Genomic DNA, 3099 nt, shown 5'->3' with positions numbered 1-3099 from the left:
TGAAGCAATGGATGCATTCTTGCCAATGGCTGACAAAGCATTGGCGAAAGACTACCAAAAACTGCTGACCAAACAAGGTCTTGATATCCGTATCGGTGCAAAAGTTTCTGGTACTGAAGTTAATGGTCGTGAAGTGACTGTTAAATACAGCCAGGGCGGTGAAGACAAAGAACAGACTTTCGATAAACTGATCGTTTGTGTAGGCCGTCGTGCTTATGCTGAAGGCCTATTGGCTGAAGACTCAGGTATCAAACTGACTGAGCGCGGTCTGGTTGAAGTAAACGACTGGTGTGCAACTTCTGTTGAAGGCGTATACGCAATCGGTGACTTGGTACGTGGTCCAATGCTTGCACATAAAGCAATGGAAGAAGGCGTAATGGCTGTTGAACGTATCCACGGTCATGCTGCTCAAGTGAACTACGATACTATCATTTCTGTCATCTACACTCACCCGGAAGCGGCTTGGGTAGGTTTAACAGAAGAGCAAGCCAAAGAAAAAGGTCATGAAGTGAAAACTGGTCAATTCGGTTTTGCTGTAAATGGTCGTGCTTTGGCTGCTGGTGAAGGTGCCGGTTTCGTGAAGTTTGTTGCTGATGCAAAAACTGACCGTCTACTTGGTATGCACGTGATTGGACCTGCTGCGTCTGATATCGTTCACCAAGGTATGATCGCACTTGAGTTTGTATCTTCAGTTGAAGATCTACAGTTGATGACGTTTGGTCACCCAACATTCTCTGAAGTCGTACATGAAGCTGCTCTTGCAGTCGATGGTCGTGCGATTCACGCAATCCAACGCAAGCGTAAGTAATTCTTCAAAGAGCGGCTCCGGCCGCTCTTTTTACATTTGGTGGTTGTTTTTGAATGAATAATCATCTAAAAATAAAGATAAGTAAAATTTAAGATCCAAAAATACCAATATTGATTGATGTGAACCAAGAAATATTGGGAATACGTGTAATAACAAAGTCAAATAAGTAGTAAAAGGTTAATCAATGAATTTACATGAGTATCAAGCAAAAACGTTATTAAAAAAATATGGGATGCCTGTACAAGAAGGTATTCTTGCTACCAATGCTGAGGAAACAGTACATGCTTTTGAGCAGCTTGGTGGGAAGTTTGCAGTATTAAAAGCGCAGGTTCACGCAGGTGGTCGTGGCAAAGCAGGTGGGGTAAAAGTGGTAAAGTCGGCTGAAGAAGCCGCTGAATATGCCAATCAGATTATTGGTTCACGTTTAGTGACCTATCAAACCGATGCAAATGGTCAGCCAGTTAATAGCATTCTGGTGTCTGAAGATGTTTATCCGGTTGAGCGTGAACTCTATTTAGGTGCGGTGGTTGACCGTTCTAGCCGTCGTATTACTTTTATGGCATCCACTGAAGGCGGTGTCGAAATTGAAAAAGTTGCAGAAGAAAATCCTGAAAAAATCATTAAAGTCGAAGTTGATCCTTTAGTAGGATTATTGCCATTTCAGGCGCGTGAAGTGGCGTTTGCACTTAAGTTAAAAGATAGCCAGATCAATCAATTTGTTAAAGTCATGACAGCTGCTTACCAAGCCTTTGTCGAAAATGATTTTGCTTTATTTGAAATTAACCCACTCTCTGTTCGTGAAAATGGTGACATTCTCTGTGTCGATGCCAAAGTCGGTATTGATTCAAATGCGCTATACCGTCTGCCTGAAGTTGCTGCTTTACGTGATAAATCACAAGAAAATGAGCGTGAGCTGAAAGCATCTGAATTTGACCTGAACTATGTTGCTTTAGAGGGTAATATTGGTTGTATGGTCAATGGTGCCGGTCTTGCGATGGCAACCATGGACATTATCAAGCTTTATGGTGGTCAACCAGCTAACTTCTTGGATGTAGGTGGTGGTGCAACCAAAGAGCGTGTCATCGAAGCATTTAAAATTATCTTGGCAGATTCTTCTGTACAAGGTGTCTTGATTAATATTTTTGGTGGAATTGTACGTTGTGACATGATTGCTGAGGCAATTATTGCAGCGGTTCAGGAGGTAAATGTCACTGTACCTGTAGTCGTTCGTCTTGAAGGGAACAATGCAGAGCTTGGTGCCAAGTTACTGGATGAATCTGGTTTGAAATTGATTTCTGCAAATGGCTTGGCCGATGCTGCAGAAAAAATTGTTGCTGCAGTAAAAGCTTAAGGAGTATCACAATGAGCGTATTAATTAATAAAGACACCAAAGTTTTAGTCCAAGGCTTTACAGGCAAGAACGGTACATTCCACTCTGAACAGGCTATTGCCTACGGCACTAAAGTTGTTGGTGGAGTAACACCGGGTAAAGGTGGTCAATCACATCTGGATCTGCCAGTATTTAATACTATGCGTGAAGCGGTGCAAGAAACTCAAGCTGATGCTTCTGTGATTTATGTGCCTGCACCTTTTGTCCTCGATTCTATTGTAGAAGCTGTTGACTCAGGTATTGAGCTGATTGTTGTGATTACTGAAGGCGTACCAACACTGGATATGCTAAAAGCTAAACGTTATCTGGAAACCAATGGTAATGGTACGCGTCTGATCGGTCCAAACTGTCCGGGTATCATTACGCCAGGCGAGTGTAAGATCGGGATTATGCCGGGTCATATTCATCAGCCAGGTAAGATCGGCATTATCTCACGTTCAGGTACTTTGACTTATGAGGCGGTTGCACAAACCACTAAATTAGGTCTTGGACAGTCAACCTGTATCGGAATCGGTGGTGATCCGATTCCAGGCATGAACCAGATTGATTGCTTGAAACTGTTCCAGGAAGATCCGCAAACTGAAGCCATTATCATGATTGGTGAAATTGGCGGTACTGCGGAAGAAGAAGCAGCTGAGTATATCCAGTCGCATGTGACCAAGCCGGTGGTAGGTTATATCGCTGGTGTAACAGCGCCGAAAGGTAAGCGTATGGGTCACGCAGGTGCCATCATTTCTGGCGGTAAAGGAACTGCTGAAGAGAAGTTTGCAGCTTTTGAACGCGCGGGAATGGCGTATACACGTAGTCCTGCAGAGTTGGGTTCAACCATGCTTGAGGTTTTGAAAGAAAAAGGTTTGGCTTAATTTATTAAGCTGATAAAAAGCCCTCAATATTGAGGGCT

Annotated in this window: 3 protein-coding genes; all 3 read left to right on the top strand. The window is 43.2% G+C overall.

What is annotated here, in order from left to right:
- A partial coding sequence (locus B4J23_RS02380; RefSeq protein WP_291358655.1) for an FAD-dependent oxidoreductase occupies positions 1–808 on the top strand: 808 nt, incomplete at its 5' end.
- A gap of 184 nt (positions 809–992) precedes the next feature.
- Entirely contained in the window at positions 993–2159 is a 1167-nt protein-coding gene (gene sucC / locus B4J23_RS02375) for an ADP-forming succinate--CoA ligase subunit beta (RefSeq protein WP_291358654.1), read from the top strand.
- A gap of 11 nt (positions 2160–2170) precedes the next feature.
- Positions 2171–3061 carry a succinate--CoA ligase subunit alpha gene (gene sucD / locus B4J23_RS02370; protein WP_004782969.1) on the top strand — a complete coding sequence of 297 codons (891 nt, stop codon included), beginning with the start codon at positions 2171–2173 and terminating at the stop codon, positions 3059–3061.
- Positions 3062–3099 lie beyond the last annotated feature (38 nt).

This window comes from Acinetobacter sp. UBA3025, assembly GCF_002367915.1.
In the GTDB taxonomy this organism is placed as follows: domain Bacteria; phylum Pseudomonadota; class Gammaproteobacteria; order Pseudomonadales; family Moraxellaceae; genus Acinetobacter.
Note: the sequence above shows the minus strand (reverse complement) of the source record. Positions and strands in the feature narration are given on the sequence as shown.

Coding starts and splice junctions, on each gene's coding strand:
- sucC (WP_291358654.1), top strand. CDS start 993: ATGAATTTACATGAGTATCAAGCAAAAACGTTATTAAAAAAATATGGG.
- sucD (WP_004782969.1), top strand. CDS start 2,171: ATGAGCGTATTAATTAATAAAGACACCAAAGTTTTAGTCCAAGGCTTT.